The 19,288-nt window shown below is 67.4% G+C and carries 9 protein-coding genes and 2 pseudogenes; 7 read left to right on the top strand and 4 right to left on the bottom strand.

What is annotated here, in order from left to right; all coding sequences use genetic code 11:
- Positions 1-37: 37 nt before the first annotated feature.
- Entirely contained in the window at positions 38-6,871 is a 6,834-nt protein-coding gene (locus tag P3T39_RS08640) for an RHS repeat-associated core domain-containing protein (RefSeq protein WP_280696767.1), read from the top strand.
- 61 nt (positions 6,872-6,932) lie between these two features.
- Entirely contained in the window at positions 6,933-7,322 is a 390-nt protein-coding gene (locus P3T39_RS08635) for a hypothetical protein (RefSeq protein ID WP_280696766.1), read from the top strand.
- A gap of 320 nt (positions 7,323-7,642) precedes the next feature.
- Here P3T39_RS08635 and P3T39_RS08630 read toward each other — a convergent pair whose 3' ends face one another.
- On the bottom strand, positions 7,643-8,905 hold the full coding sequence (locus tag P3T39_RS08630; RefSeq protein WP_280696765.1) for an IS110 family transposase: 1,263 nt from the start codon (positions 8,903-8,905) through the stop codon (positions 7,643-7,645).
- Positions 8,906-9,165: 260 nt separating this feature from the next.
- Between P3T39_RS08630 and P3T39_RS08625 the strand changes: the two genes are divergently transcribed.
- Positions 9,166-9,816: a transposase gene (locus tag P3T39_RS08625; protein WP_280696764.1), complete on the top strand. Its 651-nt coding sequence runs from the start codon at positions 9,166-9,168 to the stop codon at positions 9,814-9,816.
- A 161-nt stretch (positions 9,817-9,977) separates the two neighbouring features.
- Here the strand turns inward: P3T39_RS08625 and P3T39_RS08620 are convergent.
- Positions 9,978-10,493: pseudogene (locus tag P3T39_RS08620) on the bottom strand (tyrosine-type recombinase/integrase); the annotation flags it as partial.
- 350 nt (positions 10,494-10,843) lie between these two features.
- On the opposite strand from P3T39_RS08620, the gene P3T39_RS08615 reads away from it, so the two are divergent.
- Entirely contained in the window at positions 10,844-12,283 is a 1,440-nt protein-coding gene (locus P3T39_RS08615; RefSeq protein WP_280696763.1) for a GuaB1 family IMP dehydrogenase-related protein, read from the top strand.
- Positions 12,284-12,383: 100 nt separating this feature from the next.
- On the opposite strand, the gene P3T39_RS08610 is transcribed toward P3T39_RS08615, so the two are convergent.
- On the bottom strand, positions 12,384-13,073 hold the full coding sequence (locus tag P3T39_RS08610; RefSeq protein ID WP_280696762.1) for a DUF5995 family protein: 690 nt from the start codon (positions 13,071-13,073) through the stop codon (positions 12,384-12,386).
- Between the two features lie 276 nt (positions 13,074-13,349).
- On the opposite strand from P3T39_RS08610, the pseudogene P3T39_RS08605 reads away from it, so the two are divergent.
- The 3 genes and pseudogenes from P3T39_RS08605 to P3T39_RS08595 all read left to right on the top strand — a co-directional run.
- A pseudogene (locus P3T39_RS08605) lies at positions 13,350-13,454 on the top strand (lipase); the annotation flags it as partial.
- Between the two features lie 365 nt (positions 13,455-13,819).
- Complete coding sequence (locus tag P3T39_RS08600; RefSeq protein WP_280696761.1) at positions 13,820-14,404, top strand: PadR family transcriptional regulator; 585 nt, start codon at positions 13,820-13,822, stop codon at positions 14,402-14,404.
- Positions 14,397-16,049 (top strand): FAD-dependent monooxygenase, encoded by a 1,653-nt coding sequence (locus P3T39_RS08595; RefSeq protein ID WP_280696760.1) that lies wholly within the window; start codon positions 14,397-14,399, stop codon positions 16,047-16,049. Before P3T39_RS08600 ends, P3T39_RS08595 begins: the two co-directional genes overlap by 8 nt.
- Before the next feature lie 106 nt (positions 16,050-16,155).
- Here P3T39_RS08595 and P3T39_RS08590 read toward each other — a convergent pair whose 3' ends face one another.
- Positions 16,156-18,525 (bottom strand): ATP-binding domain-containing protein, encoded by a 2,370-nt coding sequence (locus P3T39_RS08590; RefSeq protein ID WP_280696759.1) that lies wholly within the window; start codon positions 18,523-18,525, stop codon positions 16,156-16,158.
- Positions 18,526-19,288 lie beyond the last annotated feature (763 nt).

Genomic DNA, 19,288 nt, shown 5'->3' with positions numbered 1-19,288 from the left:
GTACCGCAAACCGGCCCTCGCCTCACAGGAGAAGCCGGTGAAGGGCTCGGCGGCGAAGACCAAGCAGCGCAAGACCGACAGCACGGTCAGTGATCCGGCAACGGCGCGCACGGCGTGGCTGCAGCCGGGCAGCGCGATCGTCACCCTCGGGTCCGCCGGCACTCAGGCCACCATGGCCAAGAACCTGCCCATCGGACTATCCGCGCCCTCAACTCCCAAGGCCCGCACTGCTGCCGGTGCCCAGGTGGCCTCCGGGTCCATGCACGAGGCGGAGGTCTCGGTCCTCGACCAGAACGCGGCGCGAAATGCCGGGGTGACCGGCTTGTTGTTCACCTTGACTGGTACTACAGCTGCTGGGCAGGCCAAGGTCACGCTGGACTACAGCAGCTTCGCGCAGGCAGGCGGCGGCGGATTCGGCTCACGGCTTCACTTGGTCCAACTCCCGGCCTGTGCGCTGACGACTCCCCACAAGCCCGAATGCCGCACGCAGACACCGCTGGCAGGGAGCAACGACGCCGAGAAACAGACGGTCACCGCTGATGCTGTCGCCGTTCAGGTCCCTACTACGGCCTCTCTGCAAGCACTTTCGCCCAAGGAGATCGGCGCAGGATCGAGTGTCACGCTGCTTGCGGCCACCGCCTCCTCGGCCGGACCGTCCGGCGACTACAAAGCAAGCCCGCTCTCAGCTGCTTCCACCTGGTCGACCTCGCTGAACAGCGGTTCCCTCAACTGGTCCTACGACATGCCCGTTCCGGCGATGCCAGGAGGATTGTCCCCCAAGCTCAGCCTGTCCTACGACTCGGGAAGTGTCGACGGGCGGACCGCGAACAGTAACAACCAGGCATCGTGGGCCGGCGACGGCTTCGACCTCAGCCCCGGCTTCGTCGAGCGCTCCTACAAGCCTTGCGCCGACGATGGAGTCAAGACCAACGGGCTCGACCCAGGCGACTTGTGCTGGGCGTACGACAACGAGACGATCAGCTTCGCCGGGCACTCGGGTGAGCTGATCCCGGTCGGCCCGAACGAATGGCGTATCAAAGGCGACGACAACACCAAGGTCACCCGCGGTCACGACCCGAACCGGGGCAACGGCGACGACGATGGCGAGTACTTCCGCGCGGTCACCCCGGACGGCACCCGCTACTACTTCGGGTACAACCGTCTGCCCAACTGGAGCGCGGGGAAGCCGGAGACCAAGTCCGTCTACACGGTCCCGGTCTACGGCAACAACGCGGGCGAGCCGTGCAACAAGGCGGACTTCGCCTCCTCCTGGTGCCAGCAGGGCTGGCGGTGGAACCTCGACCTGGTGATCGACGCCAACGGCAACGACATCACCTATTGGTACCACCCCGAGACCAACAACTACGGTCGTAACCTCAACCCCAAGGACCACACCGGCTACGTGCGCGACGGCTATCTGGAGCGCATTGAGTACGGTCAGCAGCAGTCGGACATCTACTCGGCCACCGTCAAGCCGATGGCCCAGGTCGTCTTCACGACCGCCGAGCGGTGCCTGGAGGCGACCGCAGGCCGCTGCGACCCCTTGAAGATCGATGTCAACCGCCAGTACTGGTATGACACCCCGTGGGACCAGAACTGCAAGGACAACGCCGACTGCGACACCGTCTACTCTCCGGCGTTCTTCACCCGCACCCGCCTGGCCGGCGTTGCCGTCGGCACACTCCAGGCCGACGGGACCTATCGGACCACCGATACGTGGAACCTCACCCACAAGTGGGGTACCGCTGACTTCGACTACCAGCTCCTGCTCGACTCAGTCGAGCACGTCGGCGGCACCGGCACTGAGGCCGTCGCTCTTCCCAAGACCACTTTTGCTTACACCCAGCTCGTCAACCGCCTCGACAAGGTCGGCGACGGACGTGCGGCGTTCATCAAGCAGCGTCTCAGTACCGTCACCGACCAGCTCGGCGGCCAGATCGACGTCAACTACAGCGCACCGGCGTGCGACTGGAGCAACCTGCCCACTCCGCAGACCAACACCACTCGCTGTTTTCCGCAGATGTACCAGGCGTCCTCAAAGGATCCGGTGACGACCGAGTGGTTCAACAAATACGTCGTTAACGCGGTTACTGCCACTGACCGCACCGGTGGCGCACCGGACATGGTCACCCGCTACACCTATGTCGGTGACGCGGCCTGGCACTACGACGACGACAACGGCCTGACCAAGGAGAATCTCAAGACCTGGTCCCAGTGGCGTGGTTACACCCAGACCCGGGTGCAGGCCGGTGGAACCGGTGGATTGTCGACCCAGGCCGATCACTTCTTCTTGCGTGGCCTGGACGGCGACCGGACGGATCCTGCCGACAAGACGAAGAAGCGTGTCGTCAACAGCATCAGTGACGGTGAAGGCGGCATCCTCACCGACGACCCGGCCTGGGCCGGCTACGAGTACCGCACCGAGCAGTTCGACAAGCCGAACGGCAAGGTCCTCGTCAAGGCCGTGAACACGCCGTGGAAGAAGGAGACCGCCAAGCGAGTTATGGATTGGGGTACCGCGACCGCCAATCTGACCGGCACCAGCACAGCTCGTTCGTTCACATCCCTTGACAACGGTGCAGGCGCCAAGTGGCGTGAGACCCGAGCCAACACCACTTTCGACGGCTACGGCCGCCCCACCCAGGCCGAAAGCCTGGGCGACGTCACGATCGACACCGACGACACCTGCACCACCACCACTTACGCCGACAATGCCGCTGCCTGGATCCTCAAGGGCGCAATCCATACCGAGACCGTTGCAGCGAAGTGCGGTGCCACCGTCAACCGTGACACCCAGTCTGACGGCACGTCTGCCGTCTTGTCCGATGTGCGTATCCAATTCGACAGCCAGGCATACGGCGTGGCCCCGACCAAGGGCGACGCGTCGGTCACCCACATCCTCAAGTCACGGGCAGGTACCAGCGCCACCTACCTGGACAGCACCACTGTCTACGACAAGTACGGGCGCCCCACCACCACGACCGACCTGGCGGCCACGACAGTTTTCGACACCACCGACGCCACTGCGCCGGTGACCACCGCGGTCGCCAATCCTCGTGTCACCACCGCGTCCTTCGCGCCTGCGATCGGTCGGCCCACGAAGTCGACCGTTACCGGACCTCCTGCGACTGTTGGTGATGCCAGCACAGTACAGACTGTCACGACCGAGTTCGATCTGGTACGGGGTCTTCCTACAGCCACCGTTGACGCGAACGGACGACGCACCGATGTTCTGTACGACAGCCTGGGACGCACCCTCAAGGTCTGGCTTCCCAACCGCTCCAAGGACAACGGGGATACCCCCAACAACGAGTACCAGTACTTCCTTGCTGACGGCAGGATCGCGGCGGTCGCAGCCAAGGCACTGAACGAGGACGGATCCCAGGACACCTCGTACACCCTGTATGACGGTCTCGGCCGGGTACGGCAGACCCAGGCCCCCGGCGACAACGGCGGCCGGATCCTCGCCGACACGTTCTACGACGAGCGCGGGCAGTCCGTTCTCGCATACGCCCCGTACTACTCCACCGGCGCTCCGTCCACGACCCTGCTGAAGGTCGAGGACGCCGCCGGTGTCGAAACCCAGACCGCCAGCACCTACGACGGCCTCAACCGGGTGATCAAGAGTACCCAGCTTTCCGGCAATGGTGCCGGTACCCCGCTGGCGATAACAGCCATCACTTATGGGGGCGACCGGACCACGGTCATCCCACCAGACGGCGCAACACCCACCACCACGATCACCGACGCGGCTGGCCGCACCACCGAATTGCGCCAGTACAAGGACAAGGCGCTCAGCGGCTACGACAGCACCACCTACGGCTACGACGCGGCCGGGCACCTCACCAAGCTGACCGACCCGGCGGGCACCCAGTGGAGCTGGCAGTACGACCAGCGCGGCCGCGAGACCAAGTCCGTTGACCCTGATTCGGGAACGACGAGCAAGACCTACAACGACCGCGGTGAACTCACCAGCACGACCGACGGACGTGGTAAAACCATCGCCACCGTCTACGACAACCTGTCACGTGCCATCGAAACGCGGGACACCTCACCCACTGGCACACTGCTGACATCCCGTACCTGGGATCCAACCGGCGACAAGGGCGCACTCTCCTCGAGCACGCGCTATGTGAGCGTCTTCGGCGCCACCTACCAGTACAAGACCGCGTATTCCTTCTTCGATGACCTGGGCCGGCCGGAGCGCATTACCACCACGGTGCCTTCCATTCCAGGGCAGGAGGCTCTGGCAGGGGACTACATCAGCGGGACCAGCTACCGGTACGACGGCCAACCCCGGACGATCGGATACCCGGCAGCCGGAAGTCTGGCCAACGAGGTCGTGGCATTCACCTACGACAACCTCCACCGACCCACCGCCGTTACCGCCAGTGGTCAGGCCACGTACCTGACCGACCAGAAATACAGCCTCACCGGCAAGCCCCTGCAGGCAACCATGTCCAACGGCACTGCCGGCAAGGACATCTACGTCACCAACACCTACGAGTGGGGTACGCAGCGGCTCGCGTCGAGCAGGACCGACCAGTACGGCGTCTCGACCCCGGCCCGTGCCGCGGTCTACACCTACGACCAGGCCGGCAACGTCACCTCGGTGACCGACACGTCCCGGTCAGAGACCGACCGGCAGTGCTTCCAGTACGACTACCTCGCTCGCCTCACCGAGGCGTTTACCCCTGCGGGAACCAGCTGCCCCGCCACGCCTGACGCCACCACCCTGGGCGGGCCGGCCCCGTACTGGACCAGCTACACCTATAACACCAACGGCACCCGGGCCAGCGAAACCCAGCACGACCCGACCGGCAACATCGGCCAAGACGGCAAGACCACCTACACCTATCCCGCAGCCACCGCCGTCCGCCCGCACTCTCTGACCAGCACCAGCCAGGTCACCGGCGCGCTCGGCACACCAGTCGTCGAGTCCTACACCTACGACACCGGCGGCAACACGACGGCCCGTCACCTCAATCCCGCTGCGAATCGGTCCAGTGACCAGGCCCTTACCTGGGACAGTGAAGGTCGTCTGGCCAAGGTCACCGACACCGTCAAGAACATTACCGGCGGCACCACCACAACCACTACGAAGAGCACCGACTACCTCTACGACGCCGAGGGCAGCCGACTCACCACCCACACCCTCGACACCGCCGACCCGTCGTCGGAGAACTGGACGCTCTACCTCGGAAACACCGAGGTCAAGCTTCTGAAGGGCGCGGGCAAGGCCGCTGCGACCCGCTACTATCCCCTCGGCGCCGCCACCGCGGTGCGGACCGACGACAACAAGGTGTCGTTCCAGGTCGCCGACCACCACGGGACCGCCGAACTCAACATCGACGCCACCACCGGCGCGGTCAACCAGCGCCGTACGACGCCTTTCGGTGATGCCCGCGGCTCAAATCCGTCGAGTTGGGCCGGTGGCCGTGGTTTCCTCGGCGGCAACAACGAACCGACCGGTCTGACCCACCTCGGGGCTCGCGACTACGACCCCAAAACCGCTCGCTTCATCAGCGTTGATCCGCTACTCAACCCTGCCGACCCACAGTCCCTGACCGGCTACGCCTACAGCGGCAACAACCCGCTCACCTTTAGCGACCCGACCGGCCTCGCCAAGATGTGCCTGGATACCTGCCGTGGCCCCGGGGACCCCATTCGCACTGGTCCGAACGACGGTCGTGGTGGCGGGCCAGCTTATGACGACGGTGGCGGGCAGGACTTCGACGATGGCGACGGCTACATCCACCCCGTCAGCAAGAAGAAGGCACAGGAGGTGGAGAAGCAGGTCGAAGACCTCAAGGACAGGTGGAAGGAATACAACACCAGGATCATCTGCAAGGGAAGAGGAAATTCCGTCTGCCGCACTCAGCGACAGTGGGACGAAGCCGAAAAGTTCGGCAATAATATCGCGAAATTCCTCAGCGACCTCACTCTTATCATACCCTCCATCAAATGTACGGCCGGTGGCGGTGCCGGCGGAAAGAACAACGATGACTGCGACACGGTCGGAATTGGCCTCTCCTCGCTAGATGTTGGGATTGCCGAAAGGGACCTCGGTGTCCTGGCTGAGGATATCGGCAGCGCAGCTGCAAAAGCTTGTGCGCGTCACAGTTTTGCCGCCGATACTCTCGTCCTCATGGCCGACGGCTCGGCCAAGAAGATCCAGGACATCGAGGTTGGCGACGAAATATCTAACGCGGAGCCTGGGGTCGGCAAGGGCGAAAAACACCGAGTTGATGCCAGCTATATAACAATCGACGACAAGAAGTTCGTCGATATCACTGTGGAAACCGCAAGCGGCCCACAGGTCATCACAGCTACGGACAATCATCCAATCTACAACGTCACGGCCACAGCATGGACTGACGCCGGATCGATCCGTCCCGGTGACAGGCTGCAAACCACTGATGGTCGAACGGCCGCAGTCGCAGGAGTCCGGCTCTATCCGGCAGTGGTAGTGACGTACGACCTGACGATCGACGGCCTCCACACGTACTATGTGCTGGCGGGGACCACGCCGGTCCTCGTGCACAACAGTAATTGTGGGCCGGAGATAACCGGTGTCAATGTCGGGAAGAAGTGGGGAAAGCACTCGAAGGATTATGGCCTGAATCCCGGAGATCCCGCCGCGCGCGAGTGGTATGAGAATAGGGTCCGTGAAGTGCGCGCTTCCCATGACGAGGTGCGTCACGGGCCGTACAACCCCGATGGTGGAGGTGGGACTGATTATTGGTTCTACCGCAAGGAGAACGACCTGGTGCTAACCAAGGGTGATGGATCCTTCGTTACCATGTTCCCCTTGGAGCCGAGGGGGAATGCATACTGGGACGGCGCCGCTCCGGTCAATTGTGGTTGTTAGTCGCCGAGGTCCGATGAAGAGTCCTTGAGGGCCGAGTGCGGCCGACGTGAGGAGTGGCTGGATGGAACCCTTTCGTGAAGATGCCGAGGCCCTGAAGATCAAGGGCCTACGCGTTAGACATGCCTTCGAGATTGCTGACGCCGACGGTGAAGTGGAGGCGCTTCAAGTCGTCTTCATGGATGGCTCATCGCTCGTAATTACCGTGTGGACCGATTGGTCGATGCGCGTCGAGCGTAGAAGCGATTCGGAAATTCCGGAATACCTCTGGCCAACAGAAGAGCAGGTTCAGACTGCGATCGATCGAGAAATTCCGAAAGATGGCGTAGAGGTTTATTCGGTGCAAGAGCGGTTCAATGAGATTGGCTGGCTCGTTGGCGTGGAGATTAAATTCTCAGGATTCGCGGTCGCTGCCGAATCGTGGGCGGGCAATCTCTCGCTGACGGTACGTTGATACGGCGACTTGTGCGGCAGCTCGGAAGCCGTTAGACAATTCGGTCAAGGTATTAGCCAAGCCTGTACAGAAGCCCCGCCAGAACGAATTCTGGCGGGGCTTCTGGGCGTCTTGACGGCAACGGTTGACGGCAACGTCAGCGGACGGGTGCTGCACAAAGTGGCGGATCGCCGTACCCTGGATCCACCGGTCGGCGGTCGGAGTGCAGGGGATGAACGAGTAAGAGGTGCCTGCTGACCTGGGATGATGGGAGTTCCTACGCTTCCATCAGGCCCGACCAGCAAGGCACCTGACACGAAAATATAGTGTCCTCGCCCAGGTCAGATGCCTGTGATCGGTTCGAAGCGGATGGTGAGGCCGAGGCTGTTGGCCTCCTTGATCATGCGTCGCATGGCGCGTTCGGGGTCCCGTTTGGCGAAGTAGTCGGCGCCCAGTTCGCGGTATGGCGTCTGGTCGTGCAGGACGTGCCAGATGGCGATGGCGAGTTTGTGCATGACGGCGACCAGGGCCCGTTTGCCTCCGCGGCGGGCGGCGATGCGGCGGAAGAAGACCGCGAGGTAGGAGTTCTTGTCCCGGATCGCGGCCATGGCAGCCACCCCGAGCAGGCGTTTGAGGTTGCTGTTGCCGTCCCGGGCCCGCCCGGACTTGCTGACCCCGGCGGATTCGTTCTGGCCGGGGCAGACACCGATCCACGAGGCGAGGTGCTGGGCGGTGGCGAACTGGGCCATGTCGCCGCCGGTCTCGGCGATGATGACCTCGGCCGCGAGCCGGCCGACCCCCGGGATGGTGTCCAGGAGGTCCAGTTCCCTGTCACGGGCGTCGAGCAGTTCGGCGATTCTTGTGTCGAACGCGCCGATGGTGGTCTTGAGGCGGTCGATCTCGTCAAGGTAGTGACGGACCATGAACGCGTGATGGTCGGTGAAGTCGCCGTCCAATGCCTCGATCAGCTCCGGGATCTTGGCGCGGGCCCGGCGGACCGCGAGGTCGGCCAGGCGCTCCCGGTTGCGTTCCCCAGCGATCAGCGCCTCAAGGATGGCCCGCCCTGTAACACCCACCACGTCCGACAGGACTGAAGTGAGCTTCATGCCGGTGTCTTCGAGTTCCTTCTCCAGCCGTTGGGCCTCGCTTCCGGCCGCCCGGACGATCTCGGTCCGACGGCGGGTCAGGTCACGCAGTTCGCGGATCGCCCGGTCCGGGACGAAAGAGGCCATCACCAACCCGGACGCCCCGGCCCGGGCCAGGAAGGCGGCGTCGTTCGGGTCGGTCTTGCGTCCCCTGATCCCTTTGAGGTGCGCCGGGTTGACCAGCATCAGGTTCAGGTGGGGCTGCAGCATGTAGTAGACGCCACGCCAGTAGTCTGCCGTGGCCTCCATGACCACCACCTCGACCTGGCGTTCGACCAGCCAGGCCAGCAGTCGCCGGACTTCGGCCCGCGTGGTCCCGAACCGCTCGGTCTCCAGGCTCCACGTCCCCGACCGCTTCGAGCTGGGAGTGCGCGCGCAGGCCAGCAGGAACCGCTTGCCCAGGTCCACTCCCGCGGATCGCAGATGGATGACCTCGTCCTTCACGTCCTGCCGCACCATGGCCCACTCCCGTCTGCAACGCGCGGACAAGCGGCGCGGGAGTCCTGGAGGGATCAAGGGAAGACGCGGAATCTGACACGCGTGCTCCGGGCAGCAGTCGCTGCCGTGGCAACAAACCGTAGTCCCCTAACTGAGCCCCATCGCCATCCTCGTAAACGAGCTCACTGGCATCGCAGAGCCATCGGCTGACCGGGACACCCGCCCCGCCGGATTTTCTCGTCCCCGAGGTGATCGGCGCAGCCGATTTGCGTTCCTCGTAAGTGAAATCTTCCCACACCGCCGCGGCGACCTTCGCAGCGTTCGATGATCCGAATCTGCTTGCCCATGCGGTCCAGTACTCCAAGGCGATCTGGGACGAGGACGAGCGGCGCTGGATCTCCGACGCCGAGGTCGCCGAGATCGAGTACACCGCGTTCACCGGGAAGGCGAAGCGGTACCACGCCACCGCCCGGCTGCTGGTCCGCCGCGTCAAGCGCCTGACTGATGCCCATGTCCCCAAGGGGCAGGGCGAGTTGTTCGCCGTCTGGCGCTTCCATGCGGTGTTCACCGACTCGCACCTGCCGCTGGTCGAGGCCGAAGCCGACCACCGCCGCCACGCCATCATCGAGCAGGTCTTCGCGGATCTCGAAGATTCGGCGCTGGGGCACCTGCCGTCGGGTAAGTTCACCGCGAACGCGGCCTGGCTGACTCTCGCCGCCCTCGCCCACAATCTCACCCGGGCCGTCGGGACGCTGGCTTCCGTGTTCCACGCGAAGGCTCGAACGGGCACGATAAGACGCCAACTCATCGCCATACCAGCCAGGTTGGCGGACAGGGCCCGCACACTGACCTTCCATCTGCCCAAACGCTGGCGCTGGCAGGACGCGTTCAGCAACCTGTGGACAGCCGTCGGCCACCGGCTGCGGACCTGACCGCCCGGCCGACCTGACCGCCCACGACCCGAAGGGCCTCGGAACCCCCGCACCGGACGGCCTCCCGGCGATCACCCCTGCCCACCCGCAGAAATGCCACCCAAATTGGCAGGCAAAGTCGCAGACCCGCACTCATCGAATGCGGGTCTGCGGATCCAGGCTCAGGCTTCGAGCTGTAAGTTCGGTCCAAAGTAGATCGCCAATGGCAGAAGCCCCGCTGAAGGATCATCAGCGGGGCTTCTGGGTGTCTTGACGGCGACGGTTGACGGCACGTCAGCGGACGGCTGCGCACAAAGCGGCGGATCGTCATCGCCGTCGGGCGCGGCTGTGTCGTCCGCAGGGTCGCGGAGGGCGTTGCTGAGAGTGCCGATGGCTTGGTGCCGGAGGCGGAGTCGGACGTGGCCATACACGGCGGCGGTGGCGCCGATGTGGGCGTGGCCGAGGATCTCCTTGTTCACGGCGAGTTCGATGCCTTGTTCGAGGAGGAGGGTCGCCGCCGAGTGGCGGAGGTCGTGGAAGCGGATGCGGCGGAGCTTAGTGCGGCGGAGCAGGGCAGTGAAGTGTCGGGTGAGCGTGGCCCCTTCGATCGGGGCACCGTTGGGTCGGGTGAATACGTAGCCGCTGTTCTGCCAGTCCGCGCCAGCGGCTTCGCGTTCCCGGTGCTGCTGGTCGCGGTGCTCACATGCCGGGTCCACCACGCGGGCCCACGTTTTAAGTACAGCAACCGTCAGGCAGCGCCGCCTCGGTCTGATTCCGTACCGCGCGGAGCTGCCGCCAACGCTGCGCGTCCGTGCAGGATCTCGAAAACCTGGTGGGCGGGTGGGGGCTTATTTGGAGCTTCCTACAGTCCAGGCGGTCATTCGGTTGATCACTGTTGTGTGGATCTTCAATGCTCACGTATGAACTGGCTTTCGGACTGGGTATCCGCAAGGATTGATGGTTGGGTGCGGGGCGCCCGAGTGCGCCCTTGCGGGACATCCGCAATCGCACCCGAGGTGTAACTTCTCCCAGCCAGAGAGCCCCATTCATGCGCTTCCTGAACGACCTCAAGCCCGCGTACGACCTCACGTACGACGACGTCTTCATGGTCCCCAGCCGCTCCGCCGTGGGCTCCCGGCAGGGCGTCGACCTCTCCTCGAACGACGGGACGGGGACCACCATCCCGCTGGTCGTCGCCAACATGACCGCCATCGCGGGCCGCCGGATGGCCGAGACGGTCGCGCGCCGCGGTGGCCTGGTGGCCATCCCGCAGGACATCCCGACCGAGGTCATCGCCGACGTGATCGGCTGGGTGAAGCAGCGCCACCTGGTGCACGACACCGCCCTCACCCTGGCCCCCGGTGACACCGTCGCGGACGCGCTGTCGCTGCTCCCCAAGCGTGCGCACAACGCACTGGTCGTGGTCGAGGACGGCAAGCCGGTCGGCGTCGTCACCGAGAGCGACTGCCAGGGCGTGGACCGGTTCACCAGCCTCTCCGAGGTGATGTCCCGCGACCTGCTGCTGCTGGAGGAGGGCATCGACCCGCGCGCGGCCTTCGAGAAGCTGAACGAGGGGCACCGCAAGCTGGCGCCGGTCGTCGACGCCGAGGGCGAGCTGGTCGGCATCCTGACCCGTAAGAACGCGCTGCGCGCCACCCTCTACACCCCGGCCGTCGACGCCAACGGGAAGCTGCGGATCGCCGCCACCGTCGGCATCAACGGCGATGTGGCCGGCAAGGCCAAGGCGCTGATCGAGGCCGGTGCGGACGTGCTCGTGGTGGACACCGCGCACGGCCACCAGGAGACGATGATCAACGCGCTGCGCGCGGTGCGCGGGCTCGACCCGCAGGTCCCGATCGTGGCGGGCAACGTGGTCTCCGCCGCCGGCGTCCGCGACCTGGTCGAGGCCGGTGCGGACATCCTCAAGGTCGGTGTCGGCCCGGGCGCGATGTGCACCACCCGCATGATGACCGGCGTCGGCCGCCCGCAGTTCTCGGCCGTCCTGGAGTGCGCCGCCGCCGCCCGTGAGCTCGGCAAGCACGTCTGGGCCGACGGTGGCGTCCGCCACCCGCGCGACGTCGCCATGGCGCTCGCCGCCGGTGCGTCCAACGTGATGATCGGCTCCTGGTTCGCCGGCACCCTGGAGTCCCCGGGCGACCTGCAGACCACCGCCGACGGCCGCCAGTACAAGGAGAGCTTCGGTATGGCCTCCGCGCGCGCCGTCACCAACAGGACCGCGCGCGAGTCCGGCTACGACCGGGCCCGCAAGGCGCTCTTCGAGGAGGGCATCTCGCACTCGCGGATGTTCATCGACCCGGCCCGTCCGGGCGTCGAGGACCTGATCGACTCGATCGTCGCGGGCGTGCGCAGCTCCTGCACCTACGCGGGTGCCAACAGCCTGGAGGAGTTCCACGAGAAGGCGATCGTGGGCATCCAGAGCGCGGCAGGCTACGCCGAGGGCAAGCCGCTGCACTCCAGCTGGGCGTAACGGCGGGCCGGTCCCCGGCAGCCGAGGCGTCGTACGGCAACGGCCGGTCTCCCGTGGTGAGCGGGGGGCCGGCCGTTGCCGCGTCAGGACGGTGGCAGGCTCAGTACCCGGCGCCGTTCAGCGGGGTGAGCAGCGCCCGGCTCACCATGCCGACCGAGCTGGACAGCGCCGCCGTGACCGCGTCGTAGGCGAGCGGGGTGCGCCGCAGCTCCCAGAGGCCGAGGACGGTGGCCCAGGCGGCGTCCCGGGCGCGGTCGATGCTCCAGACCCCGATCACATGCATCAGCGGGTCGGCGATCCGCAGCGCCTCGGGACCTGGCAGGAGTTCCTCGCGCACCTGGGACTCGACCTGGGCGAGCAGGTCGTTGATGCGGTGGTAGTCGGCCTCGATCTCTCCGGGCTCCTTGCCGAGGGCGTCGCAGCAGTCCAGGACGGAGAGCGGCAGGTCGTTCTCGATGTGGGCGTTCATTCCCGCCAGGGCGGACTGGAGCGGGTGGACGCCTCGGTTCCCGCGCAGTTCGAACAGCGGGCGCCAGCAGGCCGCGGGCTGTCCGCCCGACTCGGCGGTGTCGACCGCCGCGAGGTAGCGGGCGGCGAAGACGGTGTCCAGCCTGGCCATGCCCACCGGGTCGTCGAAGTAGGCGGACGCCAGCCTGGCCCGGACCAGCTCGGTGACCTCCAGGTACATGGCGTTGAAGATCTCGACACCGTCCCCGGCGGGGAGCGTCGCGGCCAGTGTGCGCATCCGGTCGACCACCTGGTCGACCGTCAGGATCTCGGTGGTTGTCATCGTGCCCGTCCGACCTCCGTCCGCTGCCCCCGCGCGTGCTTCCCCGGTCCGCCCGCGTCCGTGATCACCCTGCCAGCCGGCCGCGGCGCGCGGAATCCGCCGAGCGGGCTATCCGCCGACCGGCCCTGTCCTTCCGCGCGGAGCGGTCGGTCGGACGGGTGATCGGCAGCTGCCTGATCGCTCGTCCGGGCGACGGAGGTCCCCGTGTCCCCTGATGTCCCCTGTACTCCTGTGAGATGACGGCATGTCACCCCATGAGGTGACGTCCTGTCCGCCTCCATCGGTGGCGACGCCGCCGCCGCGACCATGGCCACCGACGACCGGGTGCGGGCCGGGGTGAACATGGACGGCAGCTTCTTCGCGCCGATCCCGGCCGACGGGTCAGCCGGGCCGCGGCGCGCCACGTACAGGGGTCGTGACGCGCCCGGTCCACGGTCGTACCGGTTGGGAGCGCCGTGCCGGCGCACCCGCGCCGGGCGGATTCACCCCGGCCGTTGCCGGAGCTGTCCGGAGGGGACGGGGTGAATCAGGGGCGGGCCGGAGGCGAAGGGGCCGGACGGACGGGGCTCAGGGCCAACGGCGCAGTCGGCCCAGGGGCTGACGGCCGATCCGCTCGGGACCTGGCCGGAGGGAGCCTGTTCCAACGAGGATGAGGCGGGCGCCGTACGGGGGTAGGAGCGATACTCGGATCCGAGTAGTAGGATCCGAGTGCCTGCTTTCGATCCCGAGCCCGAGTGTGGAGTGACATGACTGCCAAACGACCGGCCAACCCCTTGGCCCTAGCAGTGTTGGGCTTGCTGCTGGAGCAGCCCATGCACCCCCACGCCGTGGCGACCGCACTCCGGGAGCGGCAGATGGACGTGGCTTTCAAACTGACCACGGGGTCGCTGTACGACACGGTTCGGGCCCTGGCCCGAGACGGCTGGATCGAGGCGGCCGACACCGAGCAGGTGGGCGGCCGTCCGACGCGCACCGTCTACCGGCACACCCGCGAGGGGCAGCGGTGCTTCACCGAGTGGCTGGACGAACTTGTCCGCGAACCGTCCCGGGAGTACCCGAAGTTCCTGTCCGCCGTCAGCTACCTGGGCGTACTGGGACGGCAGCGGGCGGCGCAGGCGCTGCACGAACGGGCGGCGGCCTTGAAGGCGCGGATCGCCGAGGGCGAGCAGGCCTATCGGACCGCCAGGGAGGAGCACAAGGCGCCCCGGCTGTTTGTGATCGAAGCAGAGTACGCCCAGGCGATGCTGCAAGCGGAGTTGCAGTGGGTACTGCGCACCGCCGATGAGATCGAGCAGGGCACCCTGGAATGGCCGGAGGCCCCCGATGCCTGACTCACCTGCGCACGCGACAGCATGGGCTGAGCAGCCCTCGCCCGACGCGCCGATACCCGGCGGCCCACCGACCACCTCGTGGTCCACGGCACCGGAGCCGCAGGCAGACCCACCGTACGGCGACGCGGACGTCCTGGTGGTGGGAGCCGGGCCCGCCGGGCTGATGCTGGCCTGCGAGCTGGGGCTGGCCGAGGTGCGCACCGTACTGCTTGAGCGGCACCCCGCCCCGCCCGGCTTCTGCCGTGGCTTCAACCTCAACGCCCGCAGCCTGGAACTGCTGGACCGCCGCGGCCTGGCGAATCGCTTCCTCGCCGAAGGCCCCACCGTGCCGACCACCGCGTTCGCCGGAGCGGCCCAGCTCAACCTGGCCGCCATGCGCACCGAACACCCCTACGTGCTCGGGATCGCGCAGACCAGAGTGGAGGAGATCCTCGCCGAACGAGCCGTGGAACTGGGCGTGCGCATCCTGCGCGGTCACCGCCTGACCGGACTGCGCCAGGACGACAGTGGGGTGTGCGCCGAGGTCGACTCCCCGAACGGGCGGCTGCTGCTGCGCGCAGGCTGGCTGGCCGGCTGCGACGGCGGCCGCAGCACGGTGCGCAAGCTGGCCCGAATCGGTTTCCCCGGCACGCCCGCACGCCGCTTCACCCTGCTCGGGGACGTGGTCCTGGCAGACCCGCAGGCCATCCCGTTCGGGGTGACGGCCGGCGCGAACGGCACGGTGTTCGCCATCCCGCGGCCCGGCTACGTGCGGCTGATCACCGACGACCCTCAGCCGCCGGACGACCGGGACGAGCCGCTGACGCTGCCCCGCTTCCAGCACGTGCTGGACCGGGCGCTGGGGCGGCATGTGGAGATAGCCGAAGCCCACTGGCTGACCCGGTTCGGGGACGCAGCCCGGCTGGCCGAGAAGCTGCGACACGGCCGGGTACTGCTGGCGGGCGACGCCGCTCACATCCATCCCCCCGCCGGTGCCATCGGCGTCAACGCGGCCATCGACGACGCGATGAATCTCGGCTGGAAGCTCGGTCTGGTGGCGCGCGGACAGGCTCCCGACAGCCTCCTGGACACCTACCACACCGAGCGGCATGCGGCCGGTGCCAGGCTGCTGCGCAACACCCGGGCGCAGATGCTGATCGCCGCGGAGGGCGAGCGGCTGGCACCTGTGCGCGAAATCCTCGCCGAGCTGGCGCAGGCCGAGGAGACGGCCGGTTACCTGGCCGAGGCGATCACCGGCGTCGGCACCCGCTATCCGGTTCACCACGGCTCCGGCCATCCCTGGGAGGGAAGGATGGTGCCGGACATCCCGCTGAAACGCGACGGGCTGCTGCCGCTGCTGGCCCGCACGGCCGGCGGAGCGCTGCTGGTGGACGAGAGCACGGGGGCGGACTCGCTGCGCGAGGCGGCCGAGCCGTGGGCGGACCGGGTGACAGTGGTGTCGGCGCGGCCTGACGGCCTGCCAGGTGCATCCGCGATACTCGTCCGCCCGGACGGACACGCCGCCTGGGCAGGAACACCCTCGGCACCCCACCGCACCACCGCCCAGCAGTTGCGCGGAGCCCTGCACCACTGGTTCGGGCCCCCGACGGGAGTGACGGGGCCGCAAACTCGGGGTGCCGGCGCGGGCGTCCGCGCTTGCCCCTGATCGGCGGCACGGCCTCGACCGTCGGCACGCACAGGCTGCACGCGAGGGTCCTGAAATCCCTCAGGGTGCGGGACGTGTCTGTTCCCGACCCGCACCCACCCTCCGGTCAGCGGGGGTCCAGGCCCTCCAGCATCTCCGGCAGCTCCCGGCTGTGGATGACCCCGAGGCTCTTCGTTGCGCGCGTGAGTGCGACATAGAGGTCGTTCATGCCGTGGGTGTGCGCCGCGATGATCTCCGTGGGCTCCACGACGAGGACCGCGTCGAACTCAAGTCCCTTGGCCTGAGCGGCCGTCATCAGAACGACGGGCGAGTCCAGTGCTGATGGGTCGTCAATGATGGTGACACCGTCCAACTCGGCCAGCCGGTCGATCAGTTCGACCGGCCACGCCGGGGCGTGGATGACCGCCATCCTGCCGCCGTCCAGTGCCGTGATCTCCTTCTCGACGGCGGCGCGCAGCGCCGGTCCCCGGTCGCCCTCGGGGATCCGGAGGCTCCACGGACGGATCCCGCCGCTGCGCACCGCGATGGGGGCGGTGAGCGCAGGGTCGACCGCCCGCAGGACGCCCTCGGTGATCCGCATGATCTCGGCCGGGGTCCGGTAGTTGACGGTGAGTTCCACCGTACGCCAGCGTCCCGCCGTGTACTCGTCGAGCGCCTCACTCCAGGAGCTCAGCCCGGCCGGCGCGCCGGTCTGCGCCAGGTCGCCCACGATCGTCATGGAACGGCCGGGGCAACGGCGGGTCAGAAGCCGCCAGGCCATGGGGGACAGTTCCTGCGCCTCGTCCACGATCACGTGCCCGAAGGCCCAGGTCCGGTCCTCGGCCGCGCGCTCGGCCAGGGGTCGGAACGCCACCTCGCCGCGGTACTGGCTCGCCAGCAGCTCCGCGTCGATCTCGACCAGCCCCGCGCCGAAGTCTTCGAGGACGACCTTCGCGAACTCCAGTTCCTCAGCCGTGGCGGCGGCTTCGGTCCGGCGGGATGCTGTGCTGCCGGGAAGCGGGCCGAGCAGCTCGGCGGCCTCGTCGAGCAGCGGAACGTCGTCGGTGGTCCAGGGGGTGGCCTCCTGATCCGGGCCCGGGTGTTCGCGCAGCAGAGCGGCGCGTTCGGCCTCGGGGAAGTCCGGCATGGCCCTCGCCAGCAGCTCCGGGGAGCCGAACAGGGCCGTGAGCAACTGCTCCGGGCTCAGCAGCGGCCACAGCTTCTCGGCCAGGGCCTGGAACTCGGGCTCGTCGACGAGCGCGTCGGCGAGGTTCGCCACGTCGTCCAGGTCCATGTCCCCGCCCCGGTCCCTGGCGATCCGCAGGGCCAGCTCCGCGGAGAGCCGCTCGACCAGGGCGGCTCGGGCCGGGTTGTGGGGTTCGCCGGTCTTGTGCGCGGCGGCGTGGGCCCGCTCGCAGAGGGCCCGGCCGACCCGGAGCTCCTCCTGGCGGGGCGACCTTCTGCCCACGGTGATGGTCCATGACTCCTCCGGCAGTTGGCGGAGGCCGTCCAGCGCGGCGGCGAGTACCCGCGCCATCCGTGCGTCGCCCTTGACGGCGGCCGCCTCGGGCGTCTCCGTGTCGGTCGCAGTCATGCCCGGGTAGAGCGCGCCGATGCTGCTCAGCACGACCTCGCTCTCGCCGAGCGCGGGGAGTACCTGGTCGATGTAGCGAAGGAACGTCGTGTTCGGCCCGATGACCAGCACACCGCGCTTGGCCAGCCGGTCGCGGTGGGTGTAGAGCAGGTACGCGGCGCGGTGCAGGGCGACCACGGTCTTGCCGGTCCCCGGACCGCCCTGCACGACCAGCACGCCGCCGAGCTCGGAGCGGATGACCCGGTCCTGCTCGGCCTGGATGGTGGAGACGATGTCGCCCATCCGCCCGGTCCGGGCCGCCGTCAGTGAGGCGAGCAGGGCGGTCTCCCCGCTGAGCTCGGAGCTGTCCCGGCCCTCCAGGGCACTCACGCCGAAGGCGTCGTCGTCGAAGTCGACGATGGTCCGGCCCTTGCTCCGCAGGTGCCGTCGCCCCGCCACACCGCCGGGCACGGCGGGCGTCGCCCGGTAGAACGGCTCCGCGGCCGACGCCCGCCAGTCGGTGAGGACCGGCTCGTGGTCGTCGTCCGCCAGGGCGATCCGGCCGATGTACTGCCGCTCGCCGTCGGCGCTTTCGATCCGGCCGAAGCAGAGCCCGTACTCGGCGGCGTGCAGTTCCGACAGCCGGCGGGTGTGGTGGATCTCCATCGTGTCGCGCTCCATGCGGGACTGGAGCGTTCCGCCCTTGTCCTGGAGATGGATCTCGCGCAGCCGGGTCGTTGCGAGTTTGCGCTGGGTCTCGAGGCGGTCGTACAGCTTGCTGACGTACTCGTTCTCCGCTCGCAGCTCTCTGGCCCGCCGGCCGTCGGAGGGCCGAGCGCCGTCGTCGCCCGGGTTCGTCCCGTTTCCGGCTCCGGCATTGACAACTGAATTGAGTTCGGACGAGGACGATGACGCAGGGACCAAGGCTAGCTCCATTGACTCAGGACTCTCAATTGATCGAGCAATCGGGGGCGGTGGCGGAATGACCGCTATTCACAGTGCACGTCTCTTCGAGCATGCCGAGTTGGCGGTGCAGCCCGGTGCCGGGCACTTTCCCCGGCTCGACGATCCCGCGTGGATCACGCGGACACGACTCCCATCTCCGCAGATTCTGGCCTCGGCCGACGATTCTGCGGCACGACCGGGGCCTTGCCGCAAGCCCCCCGGAGCGCTATAAGTTGAGAGTGGAAAGGAGTGGGTACTCTCCTTTCCTTCTATCGTCCGCTCTGGACGGACAAGCCCTTCGCGAAGCGGCGGCGCGCCGCGTACGGCGATACCGTCGGCCCGGGAGAGTCTCCCATGGGCCTACGGATGCGGCCGCAGGACGAGAAGTTCTCCACCGTCTTCGGCAACGCCGGCTCGAACGTCCTCTGTTGGCGGCGCGGCGACGGACTCCATGAGAATGGCGGCGCTCTCGACGCGGCTCGCCCAGTGCCTGGTGCGGTTCGGAGCGGGTGCTGATTCCCCGACGTATGAGCCGGAGCCCGGGCACTGGCGGAGTCGGCCGTGGATCGTGATCACGACGCTTCGTCGGGCTTCGGTGACGCGCCGAAGGCCGGGTCTGCGATGCGCCGGCGCGAGGTCAGCCTGTGCCGTCGCCGCCCCGCCCGGCGAGCAGCAAGCCGGCTGACTGCCGGAAACGCGCAGCCACGGTCTCGGGACTCGACCAACTCGGCCGCTCCGCCGC

Source organism: Kitasatospora sp. GP82 (genome assembly GCF_029892105.1).
Lineage (GTDB): Bacteria > Actinomycetota > Actinomycetes > Streptomycetales > Streptomycetaceae > Kitasatospora.
This window is presented reverse-complemented; position numbering and strand designations above follow the sequence as displayed.

What these genes read in the sequence shown, in the direction of transcription:
- P3T39_RS08610 (WP_280696762.1), bottom strand. Translation starts at nt 13,073, where the DNA reads ATGACAACCACCGAGATCCTGACGGTCGACCAGGTGGTCGACCGGATG.
- P3T39_RS08635 (WP_280696766.1), top strand. Translation starts at nt 6,933, where the DNA reads ATGGAACCCTTTCGTGAAGATGCCGAGGCCCTGAAGATCAAGGGCCTA.
- P3T39_RS08630 (WP_280696765.1), bottom strand. Translation starts at nt 8,905, where the DNA reads ATGGTGCGGCAGGACGTGAAGGACGAGGTCATCCATCTGCGATCCGCG.
- P3T39_RS08615 (WP_280696763.1), top strand. Translation starts at nt 10,844, where the DNA reads ATGCGCTTCCTGAACGACCTCAAGCCCGCGTACGACCTCACGTACGAC.
- P3T39_RS08595 (WP_280696760.1), top strand. Translation starts at nt 14,397, where the DNA reads ATGCCTGACTCACCTGCGCACGCGACAGCATGGGCTGAGCAGCCCTCG.
- P3T39_RS08600 (WP_280696761.1), top strand. Translation starts at nt 13,820, where the DNA reads ATGACTGCCAAACGACCGGCCAACCCCTTGGCCCTAGCAGTGTTGGGC.